General features: G+C 64.9%; 27 protein-coding genes and 1 pseudogene. 20 read left to right on the top strand and 8 right to left on the bottom strand.

What is annotated here, in order from left to right; all coding sequences use genetic code 11:
• Positions 1–253: 253 nt before the first annotated feature.
• The 9 genes from ABMA46_RS16895 (at position 254) to ABMA46_RS16855 (ending at position 8,137) form a co-directional block, all read left to right on the top strand.
• On the top strand, positions 254–1,414 hold the full coding sequence (locus tag ABMA46_RS16895) for a cysteine desulfurase family protein (RefSeq protein WP_349001084.1): 1,161 nt from the start codon (positions 254–256) through the stop codon (positions 1,412–1,414).
• A gap of 198 nt (positions 1,415–1,612) precedes the next feature.
• Positions 1,613–3,148, top strand: a complete 1,536-nt coding sequence (sufB, locus tag ABMA46_RS16890) for a Fe-S cluster assembly protein SufB (RefSeq protein WP_349001083.1) — start codon at positions 1,613–1,615, stop codon at positions 3,146–3,148.
• Positions 3,149–3,188: 40 nt separating this feature from the next.
• A complete protein-coding gene (locus ABMA46_RS16885) occupies positions 3,189–3,512 on the top strand; it encodes a GIY-YIG nuclease family protein (protein WP_349001081.1) in 324 nt (107 codons plus the stop codon).
• Between the two features lie 60 nt (positions 3,513–3,572).
• A complete protein-coding gene (sufC, locus tag ABMA46_RS16880; RefSeq protein ID WP_349001079.1) occupies positions 3,573–4,328 on the top strand; it encodes a Fe-S cluster assembly ATPase SufC in 756 nt (251 codons plus the stop codon).
• Between the two features lie 16 nt (positions 4,329–4,344).
• Positions 4,345–5,610 carry a Fe-S cluster assembly protein SufD gene (gene sufD / locus ABMA46_RS16875; RefSeq protein WP_349001077.1) on the top strand — a complete coding sequence of 422 codons (1,266 nt, stop codon included), beginning with the start codon at positions 4,345–4,347 and terminating at the stop codon, positions 5,608–5,610.
• Positions 5,611–5,692: 82 nt separating this feature from the next.
• Positions 5,693–6,934 (top strand): cysteine desulfurase, encoded by a 1,242-nt coding sequence (locus ABMA46_RS16870; protein ID WP_349001075.1) that lies wholly within the window; start codon positions 5,693–5,695, stop codon positions 6,932–6,934.
• A gap of 5 nt (positions 6,935–6,939) precedes the next feature.
• Positions 6,940–7,353, top strand: coding sequence for an SUF system Fe-S cluster assembly protein (locus ABMA46_RS16865; protein ID WP_349001073.1), 414 nt, complete (start codon positions 6,940–6,942; stop codon positions 7,351–7,353).
• A gap of 74 nt (positions 7,354–7,427) precedes the next feature.
• The gene (locus tag ABMA46_RS16860; RefSeq protein WP_349001071.1) at positions 7,428–7,682 is read left to right on the top strand and encodes a hypothetical protein; all 255 of its coding nucleotides are present in this window, start codon (positions 7,428–7,430) and stop codon (positions 7,680–7,682) included.
• A gap of 20 nt (positions 7,683–7,702) precedes the next feature.
• The gene (locus tag ABMA46_RS16855; protein ID WP_349001069.1) at positions 7,703–8,137 is read left to right on the top strand and encodes a DUF930 domain-containing protein; all 435 of its coding nucleotides are present in this window, start codon (positions 7,703–7,705) and stop codon (positions 8,135–8,137) included.
• Positions 8,138–8,191: 54 nt separating this feature from the next.
• Here ABMA46_RS16855 and ABMA46_RS16850 read toward each other — a convergent pair whose 3' ends face one another.
• Positions 8,192–8,503, bottom strand: coding sequence for a DUF1236 domain-containing protein (locus ABMA46_RS16850; RefSeq protein WP_349001067.1), 312 nt, complete (start codon positions 8,501–8,503; stop codon positions 8,192–8,194).
• 193 nt (positions 8,504–8,696) lie between these two features.
• On the opposite strand from ABMA46_RS16850, the gene sufA reads away from it, so the two are divergent.
• Positions 8,697–9,083, top strand: coding sequence for a Fe-S cluster assembly scaffold SufA (gene sufA / locus ABMA46_RS16845; RefSeq protein WP_349001065.1), 387 nt, complete (start codon positions 8,697–8,699; stop codon positions 9,081–9,083).
• A gap of 151 nt (positions 9,084–9,234) precedes the next feature.
• Here the strand turns inward: sufA and ABMA46_RS16840 are convergent, their stop codons facing one another.
• Positions 9,235–9,732: a GFA family protein gene (locus ABMA46_RS16840; protein ID WP_349001063.1), complete on the bottom strand. Its 498-nt coding sequence runs from the start codon at positions 9,730–9,732 to the stop codon at positions 9,235–9,237.
• 136 nt (positions 9,733–9,868) lie between these two features.
• Between ABMA46_RS16840 and ABMA46_RS16835 the strand changes: the two genes are divergently transcribed.
• Positions 9,869–10,192, top strand: coding sequence for a TfoX/Sxy family protein (locus ABMA46_RS16835; protein WP_349001061.1), 324 nt, complete (start codon positions 9,869–9,871; stop codon positions 10,190–10,192).
• A gap of 174 nt (positions 10,193–10,366) precedes the next feature.
• Here ABMA46_RS16835 and ABMA46_RS16830 read toward each other — a convergent pair whose 3' ends face one another.
• On the bottom strand, positions 10,367–11,284 hold the full coding sequence (locus ABMA46_RS16830) for a pseudouridine-5'-phosphate glycosidase (protein WP_349001060.1): 918 nt from the start codon (positions 11,282–11,284) through the stop codon (positions 10,367–10,369).
• A gap of 37 nt (positions 11,285–11,321) precedes the next feature.
• Entirely contained in the window at positions 11,322–12,266 is a 945-nt protein-coding gene (locus ABMA46_RS16825) for a carbohydrate kinase family protein (protein WP_349001058.1), read from the bottom strand.
• 230 nt (positions 12,267–12,496) lie between these two features.
• On the opposite strand from ABMA46_RS16825, the gene recA reads away from it, so the two are divergent.
• The 4 genes and pseudogenes from recA (at position 12,497) to ABMA46_RS16805 (ending at position 18,294) form a co-directional block, all read left to right on the top strand.
• Positions 12,497–13,582, top strand: a complete 1,086-nt coding sequence (recA, locus tag ABMA46_RS16820) for a recombinase RecA (protein ID WP_349001056.1) — start codon at positions 12,497–12,499, stop codon at positions 13,580–13,582.
• Between the two features lie 264 nt (positions 13,583–13,846).
• Positions 13,847–16,513, top strand: a complete 2,667-nt coding sequence (gene alaS / locus ABMA46_RS16815; protein ID WP_349001054.1) for an alanine--tRNA ligase — start codon at positions 13,847–13,849, stop codon at positions 16,511–16,513.
• A 4-nt stretch (positions 16,514–16,517) separates the two neighbouring features.
• A complete protein-coding gene (locus ABMA46_RS16810; protein ID WP_349001052.1) occupies positions 16,518–17,813 on the top strand; it encodes an SDR family oxidoreductase in 1,296 nt (431 codons plus the stop codon).
• A pseudogene (locus tag ABMA46_RS16805) lies at positions 17,810–18,294 on the top strand (DUF2269 family protein). The gene ABMA46_RS16810 and the pseudogene ABMA46_RS16805 overlap by 4 nt, the downstream one beginning before the upstream one ends.
• A gap of 169 nt (positions 18,295–18,463) precedes the next feature.
• Here the strand turns inward: ABMA46_RS16805 and aqpZ are convergent.
• The 3 genes from aqpZ to ABMA46_RS16790 form a co-directional block, all read right to left on the bottom strand.
• Positions 18,464–19,186, bottom strand: coding sequence for an aquaporin Z (aqpZ, locus tag ABMA46_RS16800; protein ID WP_349001050.1), 723 nt, complete (start codon positions 19,184–19,186; stop codon positions 18,464–18,466).
• 85 nt (positions 19,187–19,271) lie between these two features.
• Entirely contained in the window at positions 19,272–19,907 is a 636-nt protein-coding gene (locus ABMA46_RS16795; protein WP_349001048.1) for a glutathione S-transferase family protein, read from the bottom strand.
• Positions 19,908–20,025: 118 nt separating this feature from the next.
• Positions 20,026–21,237: an NADP-dependent isocitrate dehydrogenase gene (locus ABMA46_RS16790; RefSeq protein WP_349001046.1), complete on the bottom strand. Its 1,212-nt coding sequence runs from the start codon at positions 21,235–21,237 to the stop codon at positions 20,026–20,028.
• Between the two features lie 125 nt (positions 21,238–21,362).
• Here ABMA46_RS16790 and ABMA46_RS16785 point away from each other — a divergent pair, with 125 nt between their 5' ends.
• The 4 genes from ABMA46_RS16785 (at position 21,363) to ABMA46_RS16770 (ending at position 23,818) form a co-directional block, all read left to right on the top strand.
• A complete protein-coding gene (locus ABMA46_RS16785) occupies positions 21,363–21,758 on the top strand; it encodes a barstar family protein (protein ID WP_349001045.1) in 396 nt (131 codons plus the stop codon).
• Between the two features lie 93 nt (positions 21,759–21,851).
• Positions 21,852–22,736: an RNA methyltransferase gene (locus tag ABMA46_RS16780; RefSeq protein ID WP_349001043.1), complete on the top strand. Its 885-nt coding sequence runs from the start codon at positions 21,852–21,854 to the stop codon at positions 22,734–22,736.
• Entirely contained in the window at positions 22,729–23,574 is an 846-nt protein-coding gene (murI, locus tag ABMA46_RS16775; protein ID WP_349001041.1) for a glutamate racemase, read from the top strand. The genes ABMA46_RS16780 and murI overlap by 8 nt, the downstream gene beginning before the upstream one ends.
• A 61-nt stretch (positions 23,575–23,635) precedes the next feature.
• Positions 23,636–23,818: a DUF3008 family protein gene (locus ABMA46_RS16770; protein WP_349001039.1), complete on the top strand. Its 183-nt coding sequence runs from the start codon at positions 23,636–23,638 to the stop codon at positions 23,816–23,818.
• 37 nt (positions 23,819–23,855) lie between these two features.
• Here ABMA46_RS16770 and ABMA46_RS16765 read toward each other — a convergent pair whose 3' ends face one another.
• Positions 23,856–24,494, bottom strand: a complete 639-nt coding sequence (locus tag ABMA46_RS16765) for an NAD(P)-dependent oxidoreductase (protein ID WP_349001038.1) — start codon at positions 24,492–24,494, stop codon at positions 23,856–23,858.
• 164 nt (positions 24,495–24,658) lie between these two features.
• On the opposite strand from ABMA46_RS16765, the gene ABMA46_RS16760 reads away from it, so the two are divergent.
• The gene (locus tag ABMA46_RS16760) at positions 24,659–25,069 is read left to right on the top strand and encodes a winged helix-turn-helix transcriptional regulator (RefSeq protein ID WP_349001036.1); all 411 of its coding nucleotides are present in this window, start codon (positions 24,659–24,661) and stop codon (positions 25,067–25,069) included.
• The last annotated feature ends 59 nt before the right edge of the window (positions 25,070–25,128 follow it).

The raw sequence follows: 25,128 nt of genomic DNA, 5'->3' as shown, positions 1-25,128 counted from the left end.
TGGACCTGACGACACCTGTGGCCCGAACGATTCCCGCCCCGATCCGGTGACGCGGCGGCTTGACGCAGCGCCAACGTCTTCCTAAAACCCAGTTTAGAATTGTTCAAAACTTGGCAGCCGCCCGGTTGGTCCTGAATGGACGTCCGGGTAGCCACCGTGCCGCAAGCCGCGTAAATAGGACGGCTTGCCTCGAAAATTCAAGGAAATAACGCTTTCGCCCCCGCGAAGCACGTCAGGGATGATGGAAAGGACAATGGCGGTTCGACGCGCCTATCTCGACTGGAATGCCAGCGCACCGCTTAGCGAGGCGGCGCGAATGGCCATGGTCGGCGCGCTGGATGCTGCCAATCCGTCGTCCGTGCATGAGGAGGGCCGCGCCGCCCGCCGGCTGGTGGAGGATGCGCGCCGTTCGGTGGCTGCGCTCGTCAACGGCAGGCCGGAGCATGTGGTCTTTACGTCCGGCGCAACGGAGGCGGCCTCCATGCTGCTGACGCCCGACTGGCAGATGGGGCGGGCCGCTTTGCGCATGGGCAGGCTCTATGTCTGCGAGGCGGATCATCCCTGTCTGCTCTCGGGCGGCCGTTTCGTGGGCGAGCGCGTCACGCGCATCGGCGTTGGCAGCGACGGCATTCTGGACCTCGCGGCGCTGGAAATGGCGCTGACCGCCCATGACAAGGCGGATAGCCTGCTGCTCGTGGCTATCCATGCCGCCAACAACGAGACCGGCGTGATCCAGTCGGTCGAGGAGATCGGCCGTATCGTCAAGGCGGCCGGTGGTATCCTGGTGCTTGACGCCGTGCAGGCGGCGGGACGCATTCCGCTCGATGTTTCGGCAGGTTGCGCTGATTACCTGATTCTTTCCTCGCACAAGATCGGTGGCCCGAAAGGCGTTGGCGCCATCGTTGCCGCGGCCGACCTGATGATGCCGCAGCCGCTGGTTCGCGGCGGCGGGCAGGAGAAGGGGCATCGCGCTGGCACCGAGAACCTGCCGGGTATCGCCGGTTTCGGGGCGGCTGCGCTGGAAGCACTGTCCGGGCTTGAACGGATTGCCGAGTTGCGCCAGAAGCGCGATGCCGTGGAGTCGATCGTGGCCGAACTGGTGCCGGACGCGGTCTTCTTCGGCGCCGCCGCCCCGCGTCTCGCCAACACGAGTTTCTTCGCCATTCCGGGCATGAAGGCGGAAACGGCGCAGATCGCGTTCGATCTCGCCGGCGTGGCGCTTTCGTCCGGCTCGGCCTGTTCGTCCGGCAAGGTCGGTCCGAGCCATGTGTTGAAGGCGATGGGCGTGGAGGACGGCGCGGGCGCGCTGCGCGTTTCCGTCGGTCCCGCCACGAGTGACGAGGATATCGCGCTGTTTCGCAAGGCGCTGGCGGGCATCGTCGCGCGGCGGGCGGCAAGCGACAGGGCGGCATGAGTAGTTGAGTGCCGGCGGGTATCGTCCGGCACGATCAGGAATTTTCAGGCTTCGGCCTGGCAGAGCGGTGCAATTCGAATTGGCCGGGTGAATTTCCGGCACGGACGCACTATATCGAACTTACTCCGCCGGCTTGGCCGGCGGTGCCAGAGTTCAAAAACGGCCGGGCCTTGAACCCGGCATGGATGGAGAACGCCGATGCCTGCAGTGCAGGAGACGATCGATCAGGTCAAAGGGATCGACGTCGATCAGTATAAATACGGATTCGAGACGCATATCGAGACCGACAAGGCGCCCAAGGGCCTGTCGGAGGACATCATCCGTTTCATCTCGGCCAAGAAGGGCGAGCCGGAGTGGATGCTGGACTGGCGGCTGAAGGCCTACCAGCGCTGGCTGACGCTCGAAGAGCCGACCTGGGCGCGCGTCGAATATCCGAAGATCGATTTCAACGACATCTACTATTACGCCGCCCCGAAGAACCAGTCGGGCCCGAAGTCGCTCGACGAGGTCGATCCCGAACTGCTGAAGACCTACGAGAAGCTGGGCATTCCGCTCAAGGAACAGGAGATTCTTGCCGGCGTGAAGAAGGCCGCACCGGCCGACGGCCTGGACGACGAGGATCCCGACGCCGCCAATGACAACGTCTACAAGTCCGGCCGAGTGGCCGTGGACGCCGTGTTCGATTCCGTCTCCGTGGTCACCACCTTCAAGAAGGAACTGGCGGCCGCCGGCGTCATCTTCTGCTCGATCTCGGAAGCGATCCGCGAGCATCCCGAGATCGTGCAGAAGTATCTCGGCTCGGTCGTGCCGATCTCCGACAATTTCTACGCCACGCTGAATTCGGCCGTGTTCACCGACGGCTCCTTCGTCTTCGTGCCGAAGGGCGTGCGCTGCCCGATGGAGCTCTCGACCTATTTCCGCATCAACGAGAAGAACACCGGCCAGTTCGAGCGCACGCTGATCATCGCCGAGGAGGGGGCTTACGTCTCCTATCTCGAAGGCTGCACCGCCCCCCAGCGCGACGAGAACCAGCTCCATGCCGCCGTGGTCGAACTGATCGCGCTGGACGACGCCGAGATCAAGTATTCGACCGTTCAGAACTGGTATCCGGGCGATGCGCAGGGCAAGGGCGGCGTCTACAATTTCGTCACCAAGCGAGGCGATTGCCGCGGCGACCGCTCGAAGATTTCGTGGACGCAGGTGGAGACCGGCTCGGCCATCACCTGGAAATACCCGTCCTGCATCCTGCGCGGCGACGACAGCCAGGGCGAGTTCTACTCGATCGCCGTGTCGAACGGCTACCAGCAGGTCGATTCGGGCACCAAGATGATCCACCTCGGCAAGAACACCAGGAGCCGGATCATCTCCAAGGGCATCGCGTCCGGGTTTTCGCAGAACACCTATCGCGGTCAGGTCTCGGCCCACCGCAAGGCGACCAATGCGAGGAACTTCACCAATTGCGACTCGCTGCTGATCGGCGACCAGTGCGGCGCGCACACCGTGCCCTACATGGAAGCCAAGAACGCCACCGCCCAGTTCGAGCACGAGGCGACCACCTCGAAGATTTCCGAGGACCAGAAGTTCTACGTCATGCAGCGCGGCATCCCCGAAGAGGAAGCCATCGCGCTCATCGTCAACGGCTTCGTCAAGGACGTCATCCAGGAGCTGCCGATGGAATTCGCCGTCGAGGCGCAGAAGCTGATCGGCATCAGTCTGGAAGGAAGCGTGGGGTGATTTGTGCTTCGCGGCCCCGGAATGACGGCAAGGTGACCGGATGTCAGGATGGGTCTACATCATGGCATCCACGCGAAACGGAACGATCTACATCGGCGTGACGAGTGATTTGCAGGGACGTGCCTACGAACATCGAACGTCTGTACAGCCCGGTTTTACGAACAGGTACGGTTGTAGCCGACTGGTTTGGTACGAACGACATGACAACATCATCGAAGCGATAGCTCGCGAGAAGGAACTGAAGAAATGGCGGCGATCCTGGAAACTCTATTTGATCGAAGGTTTTAACGCCGAGTGGGATGACTTGTTCGAGACATGCTACGAGCGGGACAACCCCTCCGATATGATCAGAGCGAGAGGCTAAGTTCATCATTCCGGGTTCCGCTGCACGGCCCCAGAATGACGGAAGAGAAAGACGAAAGAAATGCTTGAAATCAGAAACCTGCACGCCCGCATCGCAGACGAGGGCACCGAGATCATCCGCGGCCTGAACCTGACCGTGAAGAAGGGCGAGGTCTCGGCCATCATGGGGCCGAACGGCTCCGGCAAGTCGACGCTGTCCTACATCCTCGCCGGGCGCGAGGACTACGAGGTGACTGAGGGCGACATCCTGTTCAACGGCGAATCCATTCTCGAAATGGACCCGGCCGAGCGCGCCGCTTCCGGCATCTTCCTCGCCTTCCAGTATCCGATGGAGATACCGGGCGTGGCGACCATGGAATTCCTCAAGGTGGCGCTCAACGCCCAGCGCAAGGCGCGCGGCGAAGAGCCGCTAAAGGTTCCGGAATTCCTCAAGCGGGTGAAGGAATCCGCCGGCACGCTGCAGATGGATATGAACATGCTGAAGCGCCCGCTCAATGTCGGGTTCTCCGGCGGCGAGAAGAAGCGCGCCGAGATCCTGCAGATGAAGCTCCTGGAGCCGAAGCTGTGCGTCATGGACGAGACCGATTCCGGCCTCGACATCGACGCCTTGAAAATCGTCTCAGACGGCGTCAACGCGCTGCGCTCGCCCGACCGCGCCATCGTCGTCATCACCCATTACCAGCGCCTGTTGGAGCATATCGTTCCAGACAGCGTGCACGTGCTCTACAAGGGCCAGATCATCAAGTCCGGTGACAAGTCGCTCGCGCTCGATCTCGAGGCCAACGGCTATGCCGGCGTGATCGGCGAGGCGGCCTGAGGGGTGGTATGAGGTCATGAACATCCAGACGCCCATCCAGAACACGCCGGCCGAGCAGGCGATCCTCGATGCCTTTTCGGAGCGGCTTTCGCTGCTGCCGGGCGACGGCGAGGTGATGCTGAAGCGCGACGCGGCCATCGAGGCCGTAAAGGCCGGCCTGCCGACGCGTCGCATCGAAGCCTGGCATTATACGGACCTGCGCCGGCTGCTGGCCAAGGTGCCGGCCTATGACGACGCGGCGGACGCCCAGACCGTACCGGTCCTGATCGAAGGCTCAACGGTGCTGCCGGTGCTCAACGGCACCGTCGGCAAGGCGCCGGCGCTTGACGGCGTGTCGGCCCAGTCCGTGGCCGAAAAGCTGCGCGACGGAACCTATGCGCCCGCGCTCGAACGCCAGGGCGACGACGACGCCATCGGCGCGCTGAACGCCGCGCTGGTCGCCGACGGCTGGTTCCTCGACATTGCCGATGGCACGGTGCTGGAAAAGCCGATCGAGCTGCAGAACGTGCAGGCCGGCGGCCAGGTCCATACACGCTTCGCCGCCAGGGTCGGCGACGGCGTGACCGCCACCATCGTCGAGCGCCAGGCCGGCAGCGGCGGCGCGTTCGTCTCCTCCGTCGACAATGTCGTGATCGGCGACGGCGCGAACGTGACGTGGCTGATCGTGCAGGAGGAGCCGGACACCGCAACCTATCTCGGCCAGTTCAACGCCTGGATCGGCAAGGACGCCAGGTTCAGCCTGTTCGTGATGAACGCCGGCGGCAAGCTGGTGCGCCAGGAAGTCCGCGTCGCCACGAAGGGCGAGGGCTCGGATTTCCAGTTGCGCGGCGTCAACCTGCTTTCCGGCGAGACGCACACCGACGTGACAATGGTGCTCGACCACGCTGTTCCCAACACCGGCTCGCGCGAACTGGTGCGCAACGTGGTGACGGGCAGGGCGCACGGCGTGTTCCAGGGCCGCATCAACGTGCATCAGGTGGCGCAGAAGACCGACGCCAAGATGGCCTGCAACACACTGCTCCTGTCCGACGATGGCGAGTTCTCGACCAAGCCCGAACTGGAGATCTTCGCCGACGACGTGGCCTGCGGCCACGGCGCCACGGTCACCGAAATCGACCACGGCCATCTGTTCTACCTGATGGCGCGCGGCATCGACGAGAAGACCGCGCGGGGGCTTCTTGTGAAGGCTTTCGTCGCCGAGGTGATCGAGGGGCTTGAGGATGAGCCGTTGATCGAGGCTCTGGAAGCGAAGCTCGACGCGTGGTTCGCGACGCATGGATAAAGGGACGGCAATCGCCAATCGGCAACCGGCAGTCGGATATCACGATCGCCGACTGCCTGCTGCCGACTGCCGCACGATTTAGATGGATCAGACAATTCCAACGACTCCCTACGACGTCGAGGCGATCCGCCGCGATTTCCCGATTCTCGCGCGCGAGGTCTACGGCAAGCCGCTGGTCTATCTCGACAATGGCGCCTCCGCGCAGAAGCCGCAGGTGGTGCTGGACACCATCCAGCATGCCTATTCCCAGGAATACGCCAACGTTCATCGCGGCCTGCATTTCCTCTCCAACGCCGCCACGGATGCCTATGAAAAGGCGCGCGAATCGGCGCGCCGCTTCCTGAACGCACCGAGCACGGAAAATATCGTCTTCACCTCCAACACCACGGCGGCGATCAACACCGTCGCCTATGGCTGGGGCATGCCGAACATCGGCGAGGGCGACGAGATCGTGATCTCCATCATGGAGCATCACTCCAACATCGTGCCGTGGCACTTCATCCGCGAGCGGCAAGGCGCCAAGCTTGTCTGGGTGCCTGTGGACGACCGGGGCGTCTTCCACAGCGAGGATTTCGAGAAGAGCCTGACGCCGCGCACCAAGCTTGTCGCCATCACCCAGATGTCGAACGCGCTGGGCACCGTCACCCCGGTCAAGGACATCTGCCGCATTGCGCATCAGCGCGGCATTCCGGTGCTGGTCGACGGCTCGCAGAGCGCAGTGCATATGCCGGTCGACGTGCAGGACCTCGACTGCGACTGGTTCGTCTTCACCGGCCACAAGGTCTACGGTCCCTCCGGCATCGGCGTGCTCTACGGCAGGAAGGAGCGGCTGGAAGCGATGCGCCCCTTCATGGGCGGCGGCGAGATGATCGAGGAGGTGACGGAGGACATCGTCACCTACAACGACCCGCCGCACCGTTTCGAGGCCGGCACGCCGCCGATCGTCCAGGCGATCGGGCTGGGCGCGGCGCTCGACTACATGGAATCGATCGGCCGCGAGCGGATCGCCGCGCATGAGGCGGACCTGCGCGACTATGCGCATGAACGGCTGCGCTCGATCAACTCGCTGCGCATCTTCGGCGACGCGCCCGGCAAGGGCGCCATCATCTCCTTCGAATTGCAGGGCATCCATGCCCATGACGTGTCGATGGTCATCGATAGGCAAGGTGTCGCCGTCCGCGCCGGCACCCACTGCGCCCAGCCGCTGTTGAAACGCTTCGGCGTCACCTCCACATGCAGGGCATCGTTCGCCATGTACAATACGAGGGCCGAGGTTGACGCCTTGGCCGAGGCGCTGGAAAAAGCGCGGAAATTCTTCGGGTAGCGGTCATGGAAGACACAAAGCTCACGTCAGAGGTGGTGGAAGCGCCGGCTGAGACCGTCGCACCGGAGGCAGGTGCCGCCCCATCGCAGGTCTCCGCCATTCCTGCCGACGAACTGGCCCGGCTGACCGACGACATCGTCTCGGCGCTGAAGACCGTGTACGATCCCGAGATCCCGGCCGACATCTACGAGCTCGGTCTCGTCTACAAGATCGACATCGAGGATGATCGGCAGGTCAAGATCGACATGACGCTGACCGCACCCGGCTGCCCGGTGGCCGGCGAGATGCCCGGCTGGGTGGAGAACGCCGTCGGCGCCGTCGAAGGCGTCTCCGGCGTCGAGGTCTCGATGGTGTTCGACCCGCCCTGGACGCCCGACCGCATGTCCGAAGAGGCACAGGTCGCGGTGGGATGGTACTGAGCCTGGCCGAGCATCTTTTCGCGTTCGGCTTCTTGCCTTGCATTCCCGAGAACGGGCGGTAATTCTTCCAGTCGATGCAGGCAGTGATCCTGGACGACCAGACGGGTCGCAACACATCCTTTCTTGCCTCCCTGAGCGCCCATCTGCTTGTGGGCGCGGCGCTTCTGTTCGTGCCGCTGGCGGGCCAGCGCTTCATTGAGCCGGCCGAACCGGTGCCGGTCGCCATCATCATTCCGGCGCCACCACAGGCAGCGCCCGCCGCGCCGAAGTCCGGCTCTTCGCCGGCGCCGGGCAGTGATGGGAAGACAGCGCTACCCCTGCCGAGATAAAACCGGCAGTTCCGGCCTCATTGCCACCCAAGGAACCGTCTGCAGGCGCGGAGAAGGATGAAGGCCTCATCTCCGCTCGCACCATGTTGTCGGCGGGCGTGCTCGCCAATCCGCGCAGCCGCAAGGCCATGCAGCAGTTGCGCACATTCTCTGCCGACGAGCGCATCGTCCAACTCTGCAATATCGAGGCGATGGAGCAGGTGCATGCCCGGCAGCCGGCCATGCTTCCCGAGGCCGTTTCGCCCTATGCCTTTCAGGATCTGACGTTGCGCGGCGGTTCGGTCATCGCCGACGGCGCGACCTTCTACAGCGGGCATCGATGGTATGGTCTGCGCTTCGCCTGCAATGTCGAGGCCGGCAAGGTCGTGGCCTTCGCCTTCCGGATCGGCCAGCCCGTTCCCCGCGCGCAGTGGGAGGAGCACAATCTCGCCGAGTCGATCGACACCGGTGATTAGGGACGAAGCGCAAATGAAAGCCGTTCCAAGGGGAACGGCTTTCAAATGTTGCTGTCAGTTGAGAATTTCGACGATCTCGCGGGTGTCGGGATCGACCAGCACACCGCGTCCGTCGACCACCATATATTCGTAGCGCTTCTCGAGCCCGGGCGCGTCCAGAGGCGAGACCATCACGTCCTCGGGAACGACCTGGCCGACGGAGAGGTCGAAATCGTCCGGCAGGACGACGTCCTGATGCGGTTGCTTGACGATGTATTCGCGCACGACGACCTGTTCTTCCGGCTGGAGGACGACCGTTTGTGCGAAAGCGCCTGTTGCAGTCGCGGCGAGCATGGCCCCGGCAAGCAGAAATGGGCGGATGTGCATTTTAGCCTCCTGTGATAAAGGGTATCGACAAACAGGGAAGGGGCGCGGGTGGTTCCCAAAAGTGAGAAGTGTTACGCCCGGTCACGAAGCGCTCGAGAAGCGTTCGACTTGCAGCGGTCCGGAAAGTTCACCATCTTAGGCAGGATAATCATTCGGCAGGCCTTGACCCTGCATGGAATGGAGATTTGAGATCATGGCAGGTTTTGCCGTCATCACCATGACCGATAAGGCCGCGGATCGCGTGCGCGAGATCGTCTCGACGCGCGACAACGCGCATGGCATCCGCCTTGGCGTCAAGAAGGGCGGCTGCGCGGGCATGGAATACACGGTTGATCTGGTGACCGAGCCGAACGTCAAGGACGACCACGTCGAACGCGACGGCGCCCACGTCTACGTCGCCCCGGAGGCAGCGCTCTTCCTGCTCGGCACCGAGATGGATTTTGAGGCGACGACGCTCAGGACCGGCTTCACCTTCCGCAACCCGAACCAGTCGTCGGCCTGCGGCTGCGGCGAATCGGTGGAACTGAAGCCCGCCGATTTGAAGGCGCTGGCCGAGGCGCGGGCGCAAAGCGCGGCCTGACTAAACGTCGTCATCCCGGCCGCTGCCGAGTGACCGTAGGTCGCGAGGCGAGAGCCGGGATCCATTCCGGAACACCAGCAAGGTCACGGATTGGATCCCGGATAGCCGCTCTCCGCTTCGCTGCGGTCGGCTTCCGGGATGACAAGTTCAGCTACTCTACCCACATGCCCGTCCGCCTATGCCAGTCGGCGATGGACTCTTCCGGATAGACGTCGAACGCCTTGTCGCCCTCGGCGATGTCGGGCTCCACCCAGTTGGCCTTGTATTTCAGCATCAGGTGCGTGTGCTCCTTCGGCATCGGCAGGTCTGAATCGATCGCCGACGCGAAAGGATGCACCAGGTCCGGCCAGGTCGGATCGTAGAGCCACAGCGCCGACCCGCACTGGGTGCAGAAATTGCGCTCGCCGGTCGAGACCTCGCAATGCGGATGCTCGTCGTCCTCGATTTCCGCGCGATAGACGCCGAGGTTCTCCTTGCCCTCGACCTTCATCGTCTCGTTGATCGCGCCGAGGTTGATGGCATATCCGCCACCGCCCTGCTGCTTGCGGCATATCGAGCAATAGCAGAGCTGGTAGGGCGCCGGCGTGTGGCTTTCGACTTCGAATTTCACCGCGCCGCAGCGGCAGGATCCCTTGAGCAGCATGGGCATGGGAGTTCTCCTCGACTGGATGGTCTGACCATAGCACCTCGCGCAGCCTCAACCTGTCAGCAGCGTTTCGGTTGCCTGCCCCAGACGAATGACAAGGGCGAATGACAAGGGCGCGACCGCGTGAGAAGATCGCGTCATGGACGACGAAAGACTCCGCGAACTGTTTGAAGGGCTCGGCCCCGTCACCATCCGCCGCATGTTTTCGGGCAAGGGCATCTACCACAACGGCGTCATCTTCGCGCTGGTCCTGCGCGGCGATCTCATGCTGAAGGGTGACGACGAGGTGGCCGCCGCCTACGAGGCGGCCGGCGGGCGGCGCTGGACCTATGTCAACAAGCGCCACGACCGGGAGGTCGCCATGCCCTACTGGACAGCGCCCGAAAGCGCGCTGGACGATCCTGAAGAAATGGCGGCATGGGCGCGCAAGGCCTACGAGGCGGGACTGCGGAGCGAGAAGTAGATGTGGTGCGCTTTACCCTGCGCCTTGAGAGGAGGGTCGGCGAATGCCTGGAGGCAAGCGAGGGCGCGAGACGGGATGAGATCCTCGTCGTAGAGCACCGCCACTTGAACCATTCCGCGTCTCTCGCCTTGTCTTGCCAGGCTCGTTTCACGATCCTCCCGCAAGGGGGCGTAGTCACAGCGCCTTCGCCACCCTTGCCGCCAGGCGCGCATTGTTCTCCACCAGCGCGATGTTGGTTTTGAGGCTGCGGCCGCCGGTCAGTTCCAGGATTTTGCCCAGCAGGAACGGCGTCACCGCCTTGCCGACAACGGCCTGCGCTTCGGCCGCCTTCTGCGCGGCGTCGATATAGGCGGCCATCTCGGCCGCCGGGATCTCGTCGTCCTCCGGCACCGGGTTGGCCACCAGCATGCCGCCCTCCAGCCCGAGCGCCCGGCGCGTCTGGTAAAGCCGCGCGATCTTTTCAGGCGAATCGAGCACCAGCGGCGCGCGGTAGGGCGATTGGCGCGACCAGAAGGCCGGCATCACCTCGCTGCCGTTGCCGATCACCGGCACGCCGCGCGTTTCCAGCACCTCCAGCGTCTTTTCGATGTCGAGGATGGCCTTCGCCCCGGCCGAGACGACGATGACCGGCGTGCGCGCCAGTTCATCCAGATCGGCCGAGATGTCGAAACTCTTTTCCGCGCCCTTGTGCACGCCGCCGATGCCGCCCGTCGCGAACACGCTTATGCCGGCCATCGCCGCGCAGATCATCGTGGCCGCGACCGTCGTGCCCCCGGTGCGCCCTTCGGCCACCGCGAAGGCGAGATCGGCCCGCGACAGCTTCATGGCGTCGCCGGTCATGGCCAGCGATTCGCGCTCGCCGTCAGACAGGCCGATCTTGATGCGGCCGTCGACGACGGCGATGGTCGCCGGCACTGCGCCTTCCCCGGTGATGATCTTTTCGACATTGGCCGCCATCGTCCCATTGTCGGGATAGGGCATGCCGTGGGTGATGATGGTCGATTCCAGTGCCACGACGGGTCGGCGCGCGGCAAGCGCTTCTGCCACCGGCGGATGGATGTCGAGGAAGGGGCGGGCGGTCTCTGGCGTCATGGTCGTGTCTCCGGGCCGATCGGCCGACTGCGATGCCTCATGCCATTTCGACAGGGTCCGGCACAAGGGTGAGGGTCGCGGCAAATTCCCCGGGCGTGAAGACGGGAACAGCCCTGTCGCTCTCGATGGCGAGCAGGGCCGCCGCCACGCCTTCGCGCAGAGCCTGCCGCAGCGGATGCCCGGCGAGCAGAGCCGCCGCCGTCGCACCCGCCAGCGCGTCTCCGGCGCCGGTGACGTCGGCAACGGCGCGTGGTGTCGGCGGGGCGAGCCGGAAGGTCCCGCTTCCGTCATAGGCGATGACGGGGTCGTCTCCCGCCGTCACCACGGCCGCATTCAGGCCGATGGCGCGCAGGCCTGCGATGACAGCCGATGCTGGCGCATCTTCCCCCAGCCCCGTCAGTGCATGGACCTCGCGCCGGTTGAGGAAGGCAAGCGCCAGCCGCCCCAGCACGGCTTTCAGCCGCACCACCTTGGCCGGCGAGATGGCGATGGCGAAGATCGGCCTGGTCGGCTCGAACCCGGCCAGCCGCTCCAGCGCCGCCGCCGGCAGGTTGGCGTCGATCAGCAGCGCATCCGCCTGGCCGACGGCCTCGCGCAGGCCGGAACGGCGCACCTGCTTCGGGAAGGCGAGATCATAGAGCGCCATGTCGGCGAACCCGACCACAAGGTCGCCCTCGGCATCGAGGATAGCGGTATAGCTTGGCGTCGCCCGGTCGAGGAAGACGGCGGAAAGATCGGTTATGCCGGCCTCTCCGATCGCCCGCGCCACCGTCTCGCCGGCCGCGTCGCCGCCGCGCACCGACATCAGCGACGCCGAAAGGCCGCGCCGGACGGCCGTGCGGACGGCATTGAAGACGCCGCCGCCGACATCCTCGCGCATCATGCCCGGGTTGGAAGCCGCCGGCACGTAGGGGCCGCTGATCTGGCCGCGCCGGTCGATATGCGCACCGCCGATGGCGAGAACGTGTGGCTTGGAGTTCATGCGCCCGACCCCGTCAGATCGAATCGGTCGCCGCTGGACTGGCGACGCGCATCCGCGGCCCCGGTGGACAGATTTTCCGTACCGTCCTTGAAACAGAAAAAGAACATGTGTGGAATATGATTGAAAATCAATTCCTTGGCCTCTCTTGCCAAATTGGAACAAAACAGGTACATATTCACAACGCGCAGCGGCCGGTCCGGCCTCCATTGACGATCAAGGGGTGATGTATCATGGCTCAGAACAGTTTGCGGCTTGTAGAGGACAATTCGGTGGACAAATCAAAGGCTCTTGACGCCGCGCTGTCGCAGATAGAGCGCGCCTTCGGCAAGGGCTCGATCATGCGGCTCGGAGCCAACGAGCAGGTGGTCGAGATCGAGACGGTACCGACCGGCTCGCTGGGGCTGGATATCGCGCTCGGCGTCGGCGGCCTGCCGCGCGGCCGCATCATCGAGATTTACGGGCCGGAAAGCTCCGGCAAGACGACGCTGGCCCTGCATACCGTGGCCGAGTCGCAGAAGAAGGGCGGCATCTGCGCCTTCGTCGACGCCGAGCATGCGCTCGATCCGGTCTATGCCCGCAAGCTGGGCGTCGATCTGGAGAACCTGCTGATCTCCCAGCCCGACACGGGTGAGCAGGCGCTGGAAATCTGCGACACGCTGGTACGTTCCGGCGCGATCGACGTGCTGGTGGTGGACTCGGTCGCCGCACTGACGCCGCGCGCCGAGATCGAGGGCGAGATGGGTGATTCGCTGCCCGGCCTTCAGGCCCGGCTGATGAGCCAGGCGCTGCGCAAGCTCACCGCCTCCATCGCCCGCTCCAACACGATGGTCATCTTCATCAACCAGATTCGCATGAAGATCGGCGTGATGTTCGGCTCGCCCGAGACCACGACGGGCGGCAATGCGCTCAAGTTCTACGCGTCGGTGCGCCTCGACATCCGCCGCATCGGCTCGGTCAAGGACCGTGACGAGGTGGTCGGCAACCAGACCCGCGTCAAGGTGGTGAAGAACAAGCTGGCGCCGCCCTTCAAGGTGGTCGAGTTCGACATCATGTATGGCGAGGGCGTGTCCAAGACCGGCGAACTGATCGACCTTGGCGTCAAGGCGGGCGTCGTCGAGAAGTCTGGCGCCTGGTTCTCCTACAATTCCCAGCGCCTCGGCCAGGGCCGCGAGAACGCCAAGCAGTTCCTGCGCGACAATCCCGAGCTTGCCCGCGAGGTCGAACTGGCCTTGCGCCAGAACGCCGGCCTGATTGCGGAAAAATTCCTCGAGAACGGCGGCGAGGGCGACCTGCCGGACGAAGCAGCCGAAATGTAGGCTGCCTTGGCCGCGCGCTTCCGCCGTGGCCTCCGGGAAGCAGACGACCAATCGGTCCGTGTCGTTCCGTGTCTTCAAACCGCCGGCTTTTCAGCCGGCGGTTTTGCTTTTGAACCTCCCATAGAAGCGACTGAGAAACCGACGGTTTCGCTTTGTCCGGCCCATTCTGGACAGGGGTGAGGCCGCTCGCTAAAAGGCATGACCGTTTCGCCGGGTCGGCCGGCGATTTTTCTTTGGAACGCGCGTGCGCGCGGAGGCAGTCCGATGAGTGGCGTCAACGATATAAGGTCGACCTTCCTCGACTATTTCAGGAAGAACGGGCACGAGGTCGTGGCCTCCAGCCCGCTCGTGCCGCGCAACGACCCGACGCTGATGTTCACCAATGCCGGCATGGTGCAGTTCAAGAACGTCTTCACCGGGCTGGAGAAGCGTTCCTATTCGCGCGCCACGACCTCGCAGAAGTGCGTGCGCGCCGGCGGCAAGCACAACGACCTCGACAATGTCGGCTACACCGCCCGCCATCTCACCTATTTCGAGATGCTCGGCAACTTCTCCTTCGGCGACTATTTCAAGGAGAACGCCATCGAGTTCGCCTGGAACCTGATCACGAAGGAATTCGGCCTGCCGAAGGACAAGTTGCTGGTCACGGTCTATCACACCGACGATGAGGCGGCCTCGCTGTGGAAGAGGATCGCCGGCTTTTCGGACGACCGTATCGTGCGCATCGCCACGTCGGACAATTTCTGGGCGATGGGCGATACCGGCCCCTGCGGCCCCTGCTCGGAAATCTTCATCGACTGCGGCGACCACATCTGGGGCGGACCACCCGGCAGCCCTGAGGAGGACGGCGACCGCTTCCTCGAATTCTGGAATCTGGTTTTCATGCAGTACGAGCAGGTGACGAAGGACGAGCGCGTCGACCTGCCGCGCCCCTCCATCGACACCGGCATGGGGTTGGAGCGCATGGCCTCCATCCTGCAGGGCGTCGACAGCGTTTTCGAGACCGACCTGTTCCGCCACCTGATCGATGCGACCGCCTCGGCGCTCGGCCGCAGCCCCGGCGCCGACGATGCCGCGTCCTTCCGCGTTATCGCCGATCACCTGCGCTCGTCCTCCTTCCTGATCGCCGACGGCGTACTGCCGTCCAACGAGGGCAGGGGCTACGTGCTGCGCCGCATCATGCGCCGCGCCATGCGCCACGGGCAGTTGCTCGGCGCAAACGAGCCGCTGATGTGGAAGCTGGTGCCCGCCCTCCTGCGCGAAATGGGGCAGGCCTATCCCGAACTCGTGCGCGGCGAGGCGCTGATCACCGAAACGCTGAAGCTCGAAGAAACGCGCTTCCGCAAGACCCTGTCGCGCGGCCTTACCTTGCTGGAAGAAGCGGCCGGGGGCCTGTCCGCCGGCGACATGCTGGACGGCGAGACGGCGTTCAAGCTCTATGACACCTACGGCTTCCCGCTCGACCTGACGCAGGACGCGCTGCGCCAGCGCAACATCTCGGTCAATCTCGACGGCTTCAACGACGCCATGGAGCGCCAGCGTGCCGAAGCGCGCGCGAGCTGGGCGGGCTCCGGCGAGGCGGCGACCGAGACGATCTGGTTTGCGTTGCGCGAGAAGCTCGGCGCCACCGAATTCCTCGGCTACGACACCGAGAAGGCTGAAGGCGTCGTGCTGGCGCTGGTGCGCGACGGCAAGGAGGCCGACAGCGCCGCGGAGGGCGACGCGGTCGCGGTCGTCGTCAACCAGACGCCGTTCTATGGCGAGTCCGGCGGCCAGATGGGCGACACCGGCACCATCTCCGGCGAGGGGTTTTCCATCGCAGTCACCGACACGCAGAAGAAGGCGGACGGCCTGTTTGTCCATCTCGGCAAGGTCGCCAACGGCACGGTGAAGACGGGCGCGGCGGTCGGACTCGAGGTCGATCACGCGCGCCGGTCGAGGCTGCGTGCTAACCATTCCGCCACCCACCTCATCCATGAAGCGTTGCGCGAGGTGCTTGGTACGCATGTCGCCCAAAAGGGCTCTCTGGTCGCGCCCGAGCGCCTGCGCTTCGACATCTCGCACAACAAGCCGATCTCGCCGGAGGAGCTCGAACATGTCGAGGCGATGGCCAACGAGATCGTCGTCCAGAACGGTCCGGTCACCACGCGGCTGATGTCCGTGGACGATGCGCGCGCCGAAGGCGCGATGGCGCTGTTCGGCGAGAAATACGGCGACGAGGTGCGCGTGGTGTCGATGGGCACGGCCCTGCATGGCGACAAGGCCAACCGTCCCTATTCGACCGAGCTGTGCGGCGGCACCCATGTCTCGGCCACCGGCGATATCGGTCTGGTGCGCATCCTTTCCGACAGCCCGGTCGCGGCCGGCGTGCGCCGTATCGAGGCGCTGACGGGTGAGGCCGCGCGCAAATATCTCGACGAACAGGACAAGCGCCTGAAGTCCGTCGCCGCCGCGCTAAAAATATCGCCTGCCGACGTCCCGGCCCGGGTCGAGGCGCTGGTGGAGGAACGCCGCAAGCTGGAGCGCGAGCTTTCCGAGGCGCGCAAGAAGCTGGCGCTGGGCGGTGGCTCGTCCGCGGATGCGCCTGCCCAGAACGAGACGGTCGCCGGCGTTGGTTTCCTCGGCAAGGCCGTAACGGGCGTCTCGCCCAAGGATCTCAAGCCGCTGGCCGATGCGGGCAAGACCTCGCTCGGCTCGGGCGTCGTGGTCTTCGTCGGTGCGAGCGAAGACAACAAGGCGAGCGTCGTGGTCGGCGTCACCGATGATTTGACCAGCCGCTTCAGCGCGGTCGATCTCGTGCGCGTAGCGTCCGCGGCTCTCGGCGGGCAGGGCGGCGGCGGCCGGCCCGACATGGCTCAGGCCGGCGGCCCGGATGCCTCCAAGGCAAGCCAGGCCATCGCAGCGGTCAGGGCGGCGCTGGAAGCCGCATAAGGGCATGAGGGTCCTTGTCCTCGGTGGATACGGGCTTATCGGTTCGGCCATCGTCGACAGGTTGCTGCGCGACGGTTGCGGCGTCGCCGGCCTTGGTCGCAACGTGGCCGAGGCGCGCCTGCGGCGGCCCGCTGTGGACTGGATCAAGGCCGACATGGCATCGATGCTGTCGGCGAAGGACTGGCTTCCCCTGCTGGCCGGCATGGATGCCGTGGTCAACGCCGCCGGAGCGTTGCAGAACGGCGCACGGGACGATCTTGATGCCCTCCACCGCGCCGCCGTCGAGGCGCTGGTGGAAGCCTGCGGGATGGCCGGTGTCCATCGGTTCGTCCAGATTTCCGCCATCGGTGCGGCTCTTTCGTCCCGCGACCCGTTCTTCCGCACGAAGGCGGAGGGCGACGGCTGTGTCATGCGATCCGCACTGTCCTGGACCGTCCTACGTCCCGGTCTGGTGATCGCTCCGGCCGCCTATGGCGGCACGGCTCTGCTGCGCGCGCTCGCGGCCTTTCCGTTTGTCGTTCCCGCCGTGCTGGCGGACAGCCCGCTCCAGACAGTCGGCGTCGGCGATGTCGCCCAGGCGGTCTCGCGCGCCGTCGCGGGAAATCTGCCAGATCGGGTGGCCATCGATCTCGTTGAGGAGCGGCCGCGTCCACTCGGCGATGTCCTGCTGGCGTTCCGCTCCTGGCTCGGCCTGCCGCCCGCGCGCATCGTGCCGGTGCCTGCGTGGATCGGACGGGTCGTCGGCGCGGCCGCCGACGCTCTTGGCTGGCTGGGCTGGCGCTCGCCCCTGCGCAGCGCAGCCCTGTCCGCGGTGGCGGCAGGCGTGGTTGGCGACCCTTCGACATGGCGGTCGATCGCGGGTGCGCCGCTTCCGCCCCTGGAAACCACGCTCGCGTCCATGCCCACGACGGTGCAGGAGCGCTGGTTCGCCTGCCTCTGGCTGCTCAAACCCGTCGTGTTCGCCTGCCTGTCGCTGTTCTGGCTCCTGTCGGGCGCGATCGGGCTGGCCCGCATCGGTGCCGCGGCCGAGGTGCTGACCGCGCGCGGCATCGGCGAAGGGCTTGCTCGGACAGTGGTCGTCGCGGGCGCCGTCACCGACATTGCGGTGGGAGCTGCGGTTCTGTTGCGCGCTCTGACACGGCCGGCATTGCTGGTAATGGCGGCCGTCGCCGCCTTCTATCTCGCTGCGGCAACCCTGCTGGCACCAGATCTGTGGCTCGATCCGCTGGGGCCGCTGGTCAAGGTGATTCCGGGCTTTTGTCTGGTCCTGACGGCGCTGGCAATACTGGACGAGCGATGATGGCAGCGGATGTCCTGCGGTGGCTGCATATCATCGGGGCCGCCGTCCTGTTCGGCACTGGGGCCGGCATCGCCTTCTTTATGCTGATGGCGCAACGCACCGGTCGCGCCGAACTGGTCGCGCACGTCGCCGGTACGGTCGTCGTCGCGGATGCGGTATTCACGGCAACCGCCGTGGTCGTCCAGCCGATCACAGGCGCGCTGCTGGCGCAGGCGACCGGCTGGCCGCTCACGCAAGGGTGGATCGTTCTGTCGCTGGCGCTCTATGGCGTGACCGGCCTATTCTGGCTGCCGGTCGTGTGGATCCAACTGCGCATCCGCAATCTCGCGCGCGCCGCCGCGGCAGGAAACAGGCCTCTCCCGAAGAAGAGAAGCGCTTGTTCCGCATCTGGTTCGCCTGCGGCTTTCCGGCCTTCGCCGCCGTCCTCGCCATATTGTGGCTGATGGTGACGCGACCGGAAATATCCTGGATTCCAGGATAGGTCTCGCCCGGTCGCGATATCGGGAGGCGATGGCCGCCTCCCGACAGGTTCGAACCGTTTTCTCGCTAGAGCAGCGGGCGTTCCGGCGAAGGCGGTTCCGCTGCTCCAACCTGTTTCCTTAGCTGCATTTGTGCGGACGCCAGACGATTCCGTCTGGCTGCAAAATGCTCTATATGGCCGGAGCGGCGCCCAGCGTGGTTTCGGCGCTGTCATGGAAGAGCGAGCGCCACAAAGCGGCGCCGATGACGGCTCCGAGGATCGGCGCTACCCAGAACAGCCACAATTGGCCGAGCGCCGCGGTCTCGGCGAACAGCGCGACGCCGGTCGAGCGTGCCGGATTGACCGAGGTATTCGTCACCGGGATCGAGACCAGATGGATCAGCGTCAGGGTCAGGCCGATCGCCAGCGGCGCGAAGCCGGGCGAGGGTGAGCGCGGGCTGGTCACCGCCAGGATGATGAAGATGAAGAAGCCCGTCATCACCACTTCCATCACAAGGCCGGCCAGCAGCGAGTATTTGCCCGGCGACAGGTCGCCATAACCGTTCGAGGCGAAGCCGCCGGGCGTGAAGCCCGCCTGTCCTGAGGCGATGACATAGAGGACGCACGCCGCCACGATCGCGCCGATCACCTGCGCGATGATATAACCGGCGAGTTCCCGGGCGGGCATGCGGCCGCCGGCTACCATGCCGACCGACACCGCGGGATTGAAATGGCCGCCGGAAATGCCACCGACCGCGTAGGCCATGGTGACGACCGTCAGGCCGAACGCAAGCGCGACGCCGAGAAGCCCGATGCCGACGTTGGGAAATGCCGCCGCAAGCACGGCGCTGCCGCATCCACAAAAGGTAAGCCAGAACGTGCCGAGGAACTCGGCTGCCAGTTTCTTCTGCATAGTACCCTCCATCATGGGCGCACGTGCCCGAAGCGGAAAGTAAGCCGAGTCGCGGAGTCCGCATAGCGGGGTGAAACGAGGCGGGTCAACTCGCCCTGGTTGTGCCGACGAAGCTTGACCGTATGCTTACGGTGTCCCACCACTGCGCGATCGCCGGAACGGTTGCGAGCAGGTCGCGGCCTTCCTCCACATTCAGGAAATAGCCGATCACCGGGGCGAGGTGCAGGTCGGCGAGGCTGACCATGTCGCCCAGGAGCCAGTCTCCGGGCATTTTCAAGTCCGAAAGAACGGTCAGCGTCGTTCGCGCGACGCCGAGCCCGGCGACGATGCGCTTCTCGTCCGGCGGATTGCCTTCCAGCCGCTCGACCGCCACATCCCAGACCATGGCGCGATAGGCATAGGCATCGACCAGGCCGATGATCTGGTTCATCACCGCGCGCCGACGCGCGTCCGCAGGCTGCAAAGACGGGCCCTGGAAAGCCTCGTCGACATAGCGGGTGATCGCGCCGGTCTCGAACAGACGAAAACCGTCATGCTCGAAGGCCGGAATGCGCGCGAACGGATGGCGTTCGAGATACCAGTCGGGCGGGCCGCCTTCCGCGAACACGTCCACCGGCACGAGGTTGTAGCCGACGCCCTTCTCCTCCAGCGTCATGCGCGCGATGCGGACGTAAACGCTGTAGTCCGCGCCGTAGAGGATCGGCTTCGATCGGTCGGCCATGCGGTCGTCTCCTTCGCCCGCGTCATAGCATGAAGAGGCCGTCGCGGCGCGGTTGACGAGCGATAAAAAAAGCCCCGGATCGCTCCGGGGCTTTTGTTTGTCCGCGATGCGGGACCCTTCAGGCCATCGCCTTCTGCAAATTCTCGTCCACCTTGTCGAGGAAGCCGGTGGTGGAGAGCCAGGGCTGGTCGGGACCGATCAGCAGCGACAGGTCCTTGGTCATGAAACCGGATTCGACGGTTTGGACGCAGACCTTCTCCAGCGTCTCCGCGAATTTTTTCAGCTCCGCATTATCGTCCAGCTTGGCGCGGTGCGCGAGGCCGCGCGTCCAGGCGAAGATCGAGGCGATCGAGTTGGTCGAGGTCTCCTCCCCCTTCTGGTGCTGGCGATAGTGGCGGGTGACGGTGCCGTGCGCGGCTTCGGCTTCCACTGTCTTGCCGTCCGGCGTCATCAGCACCGAGGTCATCAGGCCGAGCGAGCCGAAGCCCTGCGCCACCGTGTCGGACTGCACGTCGCCGTCGTAGTTCTTGCAGGCCCAGACATAGCCGCCCGACCACTTCAGCGAGGAAGCCACCATGTCGTCGATCAGGCGGTGCTCGTACCACAGCTTGCGCGCCTTGAACTCGGCCTCGAACTCCTTCTCGTAGACTTCCTGGAAGATGTCCTTGAAGCGGCCGTCATAGGCCTTGAGGATCGTGTTCTTGGTCGAGAGGTAGACGGGATAGTTGCGCAGCAGGCCGTAGTTCAGCGAGGCACGCGCGAATTCGCGGATCGACTCGTCGAGATTGTACATGGCCATCGCCACGCCCGAGCCCGGCGCGTCGAACACGTCGTGCTCGATGGTGGTGCCGTCCTCGCCGACGAATTTTATCGTCAGCTTGCCCTTGCCGGGGAAACGGAAGTCGGTGGCGCGGTACTGGTCGCCATAGGCGTGGCGGCCGACGATGATCGGCTTGGTCCAGCCCGGAACCAGGCGCGGCACGTTCTTCATGATGATCGGCTCGCGGAAGATGGTGCCGCCGAGGATGTTGCGGATCGTGCCGTTGGGCGACTTCCACATCTTCTTGAGGTGGAATTCCTCGACGCGGGCCTCGTCGGGGGTGATGGTGGCGCACTTCACGCCGACGCCGACGCGCTTGATGGCATTGGCCGCGTCGACCGTCACCTTGTCGTCGGTGGCGTCGCGGTTTTCCATGCCGAGGTCGTAATCTTCCAGGTCGACGTCGAGATAGGGGTGGATCAGCTTGTCCTTGATCATCTGCCAGATGATGCGGGTCATCTCGTCGCCGTCGAGCTCGACGACCGGGTTCGCCACCTTGATCTTCGCCATGGAATGAAAGCCTCACTGCTGGAAATGGGGTCGCGCCAGAGGCACGGCCTGGAAGGATGCGGCCCCTATATCAAAGCGGCGGGAGGCGCGCAAACGGATGCCGCATTTCCGTGCGAGAGAGCCGCATGTCGAAAAAGCCCCTTGTCATCGACGGCGCCGGGATCACCGGCATCGCCTCCTTCTACGACGAGATCAATCGCGTCTTCATGGGCGACGAGGATTGGAAGATCGGCGCCAGCCTGGATGCCTTGAACGATATGTTCTACGGCGGTTATGGCGCAATCGCCGGGGACGAACCTGTTCTGCTTGTCTGGCGGAACATGGACGACAGCCGGCGGGCGCTCGGACGGGAGGCGACGCGTGCCTTTCTCGAAGATAAGCTTTCGCATCCCGACAGATACGATGTCGCGCGCATAGGCCGGGATCTGGCCGAACTGGAAGGCGGAGGCGGCCAGACCTTCTTCGAGATCGTGCTGGAGATCATCCGCGATCATCCGAACATCGAATTGATCGAGGCCTGAGGCCGGCCCACTCCCGACTTTTGCAATTGCTTCATTTTGCAGGCCGACTATTCAGGACGCCGAAAAACCGCAAATCCCGTTTCATTGGTGCCAATGTCCGAACAACACAACACTACGGTCAACACAGGCCCCGTCGTCATCCTTGTCGAGCCGCAGCTCGGCGAGAACATCGGCATGGTGGCGCGCGCCATGGCGAATTTCGGCCTTTCCGAGCTCAGGCTGGTCAATCCGCGCGACGGCTGGCCGAGCGAGAAGGCGCGCGCCGCCGCCAGCCGCGCCGATCACGTCATCGACGGCGTGCGCGTGTTCGAGGATTTGCGCGCGGCTATCGCCGACCTGAACTTCGTCTTCGCCACGACGGCGCGCGAGCGCGACGGCTTCAAGAGGGTAGCAGGGCCGGTCGAGGCGGGCAGGGTGCTTCGCGCCAGGAATACCGCCGGCGAGCGCACCGGCATCCTGTTCGGCCGCGAGCGCTTCGGCCTGTCGAACGAGGAGGTCGGCCTTGCCGACGAGATCGTCACCTTCCCGGTCGATCCGTCCTTCGCCTCGCTCAATATCGCCCAGGCGGTGCTCCTCATGTCCTATGAATGGCGCAAGTCCGGCCTTGCCGACGAGACCGAGACGAATTTTGCCGCGCCCGACATGCTCCCGGCGACCCGGGAGCAGTTGCATGGGCTGTTCGACCATCTGGAGGCCGCGCTGGAGGCGCGCGGCTATTTCAGGCCGGCTGCGAAGAAGCCGAAGATGGTGGAGAACCTGCGCGCCGTGCTGACGCGGGCGGGTTTCGCCGAGCCGGAACTGAAGGTGCTGCGCGGCGTCGTCGCTTCGCTCGACTATTTCTCGCCGAAGGAACCGCGCGGTGCCGGCTATCCGGCGCGAAAGGCGAAGATCGACCAGATCGCTCACGCTGCCTCTTCCGGGGCGGACGAAGCGGCCGAGGAGCCGCCACAGGGCGGCAAGGGAATGGACAATGACTGACACCTCGCCGTTGGGGTGCGTGGTCTCCGACGGTGTCGCCGCGCAACCGGTGCTGATGTTCGATTCGGGCATCGGCGGGCTGACGGTGCTGCGCGAGGCGCGCGTGCTGATGCCCGGCCGCCGCTTCGTCTATGTCGCCGACGACGCCGCCTTTCCCTACGGTGCGTGGGAGGAGCCGGCGCTGAAGGATCATATCCTGTCGCTGTTCGCCGGGCTGCTCGAACGCTATCGGCCATCGATCTCCGTCATCGCTTGCAACACGGCCTCGACCCTGGTGATCGACGCACTGCGCCAGGCGTTTCCTGGTCACCCCTTCGTCGGCACCGTGCCGGCGATCAAGCCGGCCGCCGAGCGCACGCGTTCCGGCATCGTCTCTGTGCTCGCCACGCCGGGAACCGTCAGGCGGCAATATACGCGCGACCTGATCGAGACCTGGGCCAGGAAATGCCACGTCCGGCTGGTCGGCTCGGACCGTCTTGCCGGGCTTGCCGAGGCCTATATGCGCGACGGCTTCGTCGACGAGGAGGCAGTCCGCGCCGAAATCGCGCCGTGCTTCATCGAAAGGGACGGCGCCAGCACCGACATCGTGGTGCTGGCCTGCACGCACTATCCCTTTCTGGTCAACCGCATGCGCAAGACCGCGCCGTGGCCGGTGGACTGGATCGATCCGGCCGAGGCGATCGCGCGCCGCGCCGTGTCGTTGCTCGACGGCCTGGAAGCGGGCAGGGCGCATGAGGCGCTGCCAGGCGAAAGGAACGACGTCGCCGTCTTCACCTCAGGCAAGGCCGGTTTCGCGACCCGCCGCCTGATGCAGGGTTTCGGGCTGACGGTGACATAGCGCTTTCCGGGAACATGCGCCGTGCTGTCGCGTTCTTCCAGCCTGCAAGGAGGAACAACCCATGCCTGCCACATCGAAAGCGCAACAGAAGGCGGCCGGCGCGGCACTGTCGGCCAAGCGCGGCGAGACGAAGAAGAGCGAGTTGAAGGGCGCGTCCCGCGATATGTACGAATCCATGAGCGAGAAGGAACTCGAGGAATTCGCCGAGACCAAGCGCAAGGGCCTGCCGAACAAGAAGAACTGAGATGTCAGCCGGCGGGCGATGCCGCCGGCTGCGTTTTTCAGTAGCCCAGCGTGAAGCGCCGCCCGATATGTTTCGGGGTCTCCGCTTCGTCGACGAGGGCGACGGCAAGGTCCTCGACGGAGATGCGGCTTTCGCCCTTCTCATCGAACACCGGGTTCTCTCCGCCGAGGCGGTAGGCGCCGGTGCGCTCGCCGGGCGCCAGAACGAAGGCGGGCGAGACGAACGTCCAATCCTTCCAGTCGCTCTCCTTCAATGCGGCAAGAGCGTCGCGCGCGGCCCGTGCGCCGTCTTTCCATTCGGCGGGGAATTCCGGCGAATCGACGAACTGGCTACCGTCCGGTGCGTACAGGCTGCCGGCGCCGCCGACCTCGATCAGGCGCACGCCGGCCGATTTCGCCGCTGTGGCTATGGCCTTCGAGCCGCTCAGGTGCCTGGCGTAGATGTCGGGATTGCCCCAGCCGCCGTTGAAGGCGGAAATGACCACGTCCTGGCCGTGCAGCAATTCGGCGAGCCTGTGTTGATCGGTGACGTCGGCCGCGATCACGGAAACGTTGGATGCTGCCTCGACCTTCGCGGGATTGCGCACGATGGCGGTGACGGTGTGCCCGCGCTCGACTGCCTCCTTGAGCACGGCGGCGCCGACGAAGCCGGAGGCTCCGATAAGAGCGATCTTCATGACGATCTCCTTTCGCCGGGTTTTCCCGCCCGGATATTCAGGGTATGATTTGTAATCAGGTTACGACGGATAACCACATAGCGAGCCTGCCGCAGTTCGAAAAGGACGCATGTTTGCGTGCGCAGGGTACAGTCGGGTAACCGCCCCGGAAAGGAAGTGTTTGAATGAATGCCAGAACCGATGCCGGCGAGAGCGCGCCGCTGCTGCACGCTACGCCGGGATTCGAGCGGGACGAAAACGGCAACTGCCCCATGCGCGAGGTGCTTGACCGGATCGGCGACACCTGGAGCCTGCTGGTCATCATCAACCTTCAGGAACGGCCGGTACGTTTCAATGCGCTGCGCCGCGCGATCGAAGGCATTTCGCAGCGCATGCTGACGGTGACGCTGCGCTCGCTGGAGCGCGACGGGCTGGTGAGCCGCACCGTCCGCCCCACCACGCCGCCGGAGGTGGAGTACGCCTTGACCGAGCTCGGACGCTCGATTGCGGTGCCGATCAGCGCATTGGGAGTGTGGGCGGCACAAAATCGCGATCGCCTGCGCGCTGCGCGGGAGGCTTTCGACGCGTCTGCGTGAATTTCAGTCGCGAAAAAAGGCACCGCGATGTGCGGCGCCTGGATTTGGCCGGATAAGCC

The organism is Mesorhizobium hunchu (assembly GCF_040081975.1).
Taxonomy (GTDB): Bacteria; Pseudomonadota; Alphaproteobacteria; order Rhizobiales; family Rhizobiaceae; genus Mesorhizobium; species Mesorhizobium hunchu.
Note: the sequence above shows the minus strand (reverse complement) of the source record. Positions and strands in the feature narration are given on the sequence as shown.